This is a genomic window from Delftia sp. ASV31, assembly GCF_016428765.1.
GTDB lineage: Bacteria > Pseudomonadota > Gammaproteobacteria > Burkholderiales > Burkholderiaceae_C > Comamonas > Comamonas acidovorans.
The window spans coordinates 1-253 of sequence record NZ_JAELTK010000344.1 but is presented as its reverse complement, the minus strand read 5'-3'; the positions used below and the strand labels follow the sequence as shown (position 1 = coordinate 253).

Here is a 253-nt window from a genome sequence, read left to right as displayed (position 1 = left end):
CCCCCCCCCCCCCCCCCCCCCCCCCCCCCCCCCCCCCCCCCCCCCCCCCCCCCCCCCCCCCCCCCCCCCCCCCCCCCCCCCCCCCCCCCCCCCCCCCCCCCCCCCCCCCCCCCCCCCCCCCCCCCGCCCCCCCCCCCCCCCCCCCCCCCCCCCCCCCCCCCCCCCCCCCCCCCCCCCCCCCCCCCCCCCCCCCCCCCCCCCCCCCCCCCCCCCCCCCCCCCCCCCCCCCCCCCCCCCCCCCCCCCCCCCCCCC

1 protein-coding gene is annotated in these 253 nt (G+C 100.0%); it reads right to left on the bottom strand.

Translation table 11 applies throughout. From position 1 onward, the window contains the following. On the bottom strand, positions 1-253 hold a 253-nt coding region (locus JHD82_RS30560; protein WP_199104709.1), incomplete at both ends, for a hypothetical protein.